At 71.8% G+C, this 3602-nt stretch carries 6 protein-coding genes and 1 pseudogene; 3 read left to right on the top strand and 4 right to left on the bottom strand.

Annotated features, from left to right (window positions below):
* The coding region (locus CCN33_RS11805) for a questin oxidase family protein (protein ID WP_107483930.1) at positions 1 to 748 on the top strand (748 nt) is incomplete at its 5' end.
* Here CCN33_RS11805 and CCN33_RS31550 read toward each other — a convergent pair.
* The 3 genes from CCN33_RS31550 to CCN33_RS11815 are packed head-to-tail and all read right to left on the bottom strand — an operon-like array spanning position 745 to position 1694.
* Entirely contained in the window at positions 745 to 981 is a 237-nt protein-coding gene (locus CCN33_RS31550) for a hypothetical protein (protein ID WP_140394517.1), read from the bottom strand. The two genes, CCN33_RS11805 and CCN33_RS31550, sit on opposite strands and share 4 nt — an antisense overlap.
* Positions 956 to 1516 (bottom strand): GNAT family N-acetyltransferase, encoded by a 561-nt coding sequence (locus CCN33_RS11810; RefSeq protein ID WP_244173769.1) that lies wholly within the window; start codon positions 1514 to 1516, stop codon positions 956 to 958. Before CCN33_RS11810 ends, CCN33_RS31550 begins: the two co-directional genes overlap by 26 nt.
* Positions 1497 to 1694, bottom strand: coding sequence for a DUF397 domain-containing protein (locus CCN33_RS11815; RefSeq protein WP_086693593.1), 198 nt, complete (start codon positions 1692 to 1694; stop codon positions 1497 to 1499). Before CCN33_RS11815 ends, CCN33_RS11810 begins: the two co-directional genes overlap by 20 nt.
* A gap of 45 nt (positions 1695 to 1739) precedes the next feature.
* Between CCN33_RS11815 and CCN33_RS33640 the strand changes: the two genes are divergently transcribed.
* Together CCN33_RS33640 and CCN33_RS11825 are read left to right on the top strand one after the other, a co-directional pair.
* Positions 1740 to 2066 carry a hypothetical protein gene (locus tag CCN33_RS33640; protein ID WP_341866570.1) on the top strand — a complete coding sequence of 109 codons (327 nt, stop codon included), beginning with the start codon at positions 1740 to 1742 and terminating at the stop codon, positions 2064 to 2066.
* 5 nt (positions 2067 to 2071) lie between these two features.
* Complete coding sequence (locus CCN33_RS11825; RefSeq protein ID WP_086693594.1) at positions 2072 to 2287, top strand: hypothetical protein; 216 nt, start codon at positions 2072 to 2074, stop codon at positions 2285 to 2287.
* A 78-nt stretch (positions 2288 to 2365) separates the two neighbouring features.
* Here CCN33_RS11825 and CCN33_RS31965 read toward each other — a convergent pair.
* Positions 2366 to 3602 (bottom strand): annotated as a pseudogene (locus tag CCN33_RS31965) (N-acetylmuramoyl-L-alanine amidase); the annotation flags it as partial.

The following is a 3602-nucleotide window of genomic DNA, read 5'->3' on the forward strand; positions in this document are numbered from 1 at the left end:
CTTCCAGGGGGAGGGGGGGGAGCGGGGGGGGCGTGAGGTACTGGCGGAGTGGTGGCCCAGGCTGGTGCCCGGCATGTACGGGGGGTCCACGCATCCGGTGATCCGGGTGGGGCACGCGGTACGGACGCTGCTGGCGGGGGAGACCGGGCCACGGGTGACCGAGCTCGCGCACGGGCTGGGTTACTGGGCCGCTCGGCACCGGCCCGTCACCGGACTCACCCCGCTGCCCGGTGCGGACAGCGCCGCCGCCGCGTTGGACGCGGTACGGCCCATCGCAGTACGGGACGGTGGCTTTCCCGCCCGCTTGGATCGCGTCACCGGGCTGCCGGTCTGGGCGGCGGAAGTGACGGACCCGGCCGAGGCGCACCGCTGCCTCACCGAACTGGTGCGGGCCGCCACCCACCGCTACGCCACGCACGGCCACGGCGAGCCGACGATGCTGGTGCACGCGGCGACGGCGCCCAACGCGGTGCTGCGTACGCTGCCCGCGCTCCCGAGAGACCTGTGGGTTCCGAGCGTGTGCGCAACGTGGACGGCCTCGGCCGCGGTCACGGCCATGTACGCGCCCGACGAGCCGGCCCCTTACGCCCCGCCGAGCGCCCTCGCCCCCGAGGAACTCGCCGAGCGCGCCCTCGCCCACGGCGACGAGCACGTCATCAAACTGACGGACACGGCGCTGGACGTGGGGGATGAGCATGCCTGGGCGGCGGTGCTACGGGCGCTCGAACTGAGCGAGCCACTGGTCTAGCGCGTGGGCGTCGACCGCTTGCGCCGCGCCGTCCGGTTCGCCGCGAGGAGCAGGGCGAACAGGAGGCAGAGGCCGAGGGAGGAGCCGACGCGGCCCGCTCCGTCATTCCCCAGGACCCGCATGACCAGTACGGCGAAGTTCAGGACCAGCAGCGACAGGAACACCCAGAAGGCACCTTGAGATCCGGGCTTCGTCCAGGCCGGTTCTTCACGGGACTTGGGTCGTGGTGTCATTTTCCCTCCCTGAGCCCCCACTGCCCCCGGCCTGGCCCGCACACTCCCAGCGGACCTCTCCGTCCTGGCGTTCCGGGGTGGGTGCGAGGCCCGCCGCTCTTGCCACGGCCGCCGAGGCGTGGTGGTCGGGGTGGATGTGCGCGGTGATGCTCCGCACCGGCCGCGCGGTGAGCCACGCGACCAGCGCCACGGCCGCCTCCTTGGCGATGCCCCGCCCCTGCCACGGGGTGCCCACCACCCACGCGATCTCGGCGGTGCCGTTCGCCGTGCTGAGCGTCGCCTGGACGGTGCCGGCGAGGCGGGACTCCTCGCGCAGCAGGACGACCCAGTTCAGCCAGGTGACCTCGGGGTCGGGGGAGCCGGCGACGAGTCGGCGGTACCGGGCGGCCAACGCGTCCGGGGTGTACGGGGTCCCGCCGATGAAGCGGTGCAGGGCGGGATCGGCCAGCACCCCGGCCATCTCCTCGGCGTGCTCGACCCGCAGGGGGAGCAGGTCGAGCCGCGGGGTGCGGATGTCAGTGCCGGATGGCGTCAAGGAAGTCGGCCCAGGCGGAGGCACTGAGGAGGAGTGCGGGGCTGTCTTCGACCTTGCTGTCCCGTACGGGGACGGCGCCGGGGACTCCGTCGGCGACCTCGACGCACGATTCGCCACCGCTGCCGCCGCTGTAGCTGCTCTTACGCCAGAGGGCGTTGGTCAGGTCGTACCCGCGCATCGTGTGTAGTCCTCCGCCGCCCATTCGATCATGGCTAGGGACGCCTTGAGCACCATCATCTTGCCCGCGCTTGTAAGGCCCAGGCCCCTTCCGAGTCTGGTTCTGGAGCGTCACCGTGAGGACACGAAGCGTGAAGGACGTGACGGCAGGGAAGTGATGCGGACAGTGAACACACAGGATTCAGCGGACCGGGTCGAGGAAGCGGAGCGAACCCTCGAGGAATTGCGGACCGCATTGGAGAAGGTCGGGATCAAGTTGCCTTCGCTCGGGCTTGATCCCATCTCGTTGGCCTGCGAGGCCCCGATCCCGTTGGTGGAGCTGGGGCGGTGCTCGGTGCAGACGGCCGCGCAGCTCGCGGCGGCGCTGCGATGAACGCGGTGCGACCGCCGCTGGGCTCGTACGCGCTGGACACCGGGACGAACAGAGTGGGGGTGGTCATGGGACATCAGGGACCGTATGTCCAGCTCAGACCACTGGGTGGCGGCCCGGAGTGGGACGTACCGCCGCACCTGGTGCGGGAGGCGACTCCGGCGGAGCGGATCAGCGCGGCGACGGCGTACGCGAATGCCCGCAGCAGAGGCGAGGTGCCGTGACGGGGGATGCCCCGCACAAGGCCGAGCGGCCTCCCCCGGACCGGAGTCCGGAGAAGGCCGCTTGCCCGCAGGATCAGCTCAGTTGAGGACCGCGATGCCGTCCGTCGTGACCGTCGGGCGGCCTGACGTGCCGACGACCACGATCTTCAGGGTGTGCTGGGCCGCGCTGCTCCAGGTCTTGGTCCACATCGCCTGGCGGTAGGCCGTGGTGGCGGACTTGAGGTCGACAGTGGCCTGGTAGGTGCCGTCGACGTAGATCTTGACCGCGCCGGAGGTGCTCGCGCGTGAGGCGATCCACGCGACCGAACGGCCCTTGAAGGTCCAGGTCAGCGAGGCGTTGGTGGTGCCGGAGCTGGCCGAGTAGCCGCCCAGGTAGCTGCTGCTGGACCGCTTGGTCCAGGTGCCGGTCGCCTTGGCGGAACTCTCCTGGAGCAGGGTGGCCGTACGGGTGACCGACGCGGTCGCCGTGTTGCCGGCCAGGTCGGTGGCGGTCAGGCCGAACTTGGTCGCCGTCGCCGACTTGGCGGTGGTGGACCAGCTCGTGGAGGTCGCCGTCAGGGTCTTCGCGGTCGGCGAGGTGGCGGCCTGGGAGCGCAGCCCGTTGTCGTCGGCCGCCTTCCAGGTCACCGTCACCGGAACCGCCGCCGTGTTGACCGTGCCCTTGCCCAACTGCGCGGCCGGCGCGGTGGGATAGGTGGGCCGTGTGGTGTCGGCGGTCACCGTGACGGCGGCCGAGGTGGCGGTCTTGCCCGAGACGTGGGTCGCCCGCACCTGGACGGTGTGCCGCCCCGGGGCCAGCGTGACGGCGACCGAGGTGGCCGTGCCCCCGGCCTTCGCCACGGAGGTGCCGTCCACGAGGACCTCCGCGCCCGAGAGCAGCGCGGCCGGCGTCGACGTGGACCAGCGCACGGTCGCCGTGGTGCCGGTCACGTAGCCGGTGCCCGAACGCACCGCGCCCGACGCGGAGTCCACGCTGGTGACACCCACCCCGGCCGGGGGACCGGCCGCGTAGGAGCGGACGGTGCCGAGCTTGGCGTAGAGCTGGTTGCCGGGGCAGTCGGTGGCGAAGCCGTTGCGGTGTCCGGAGACGGCGTTCATCGTGTAGGTCTTGCCGAAGGTGAAGCCGGAGCTGTCCTTGGCACCCTCGGTCAGCGTGCTGGTACCGGTCGGGCTGACCCCCGACATCCCGAGCTTCCACGCGGCGATCCGGGAGATCGCGGTCACCATGGCCTGGCTCGGCGTCGCACCGACGATGGTGCTCGCCGTGGAGTCGCCGCCGCTCAGGTCGGTGTACGTGCCGATCGCGGCGATGCCC

This window comes from Streptomyces recifensis (genome assembly GCF_002154615.1).
In the GTDB taxonomy this organism is placed as follows: domain Bacteria; phylum Actinomycetota; class Actinomycetes; order Streptomycetales; family Streptomycetaceae; genus Streptomyces; species Streptomyces griseoluteus.

What these genes read in the sequence shown, in the direction of transcription:
- CCN33_RS11815 (WP_086693593.1), bottom strand. Translation starts at nt 1,694, where the DNA reads ATGCGCGGGTACGACCTGACCAACGCCCTCTGGCGTAAGAGCAGCTAC.
- CCN33_RS31550 (WP_140394517.1), bottom strand. Translation starts at nt 981, where the DNA reads ATGACACCACGACCCAAGTCCCGTGAAGAACCGGCCTGGACGAAGCCC.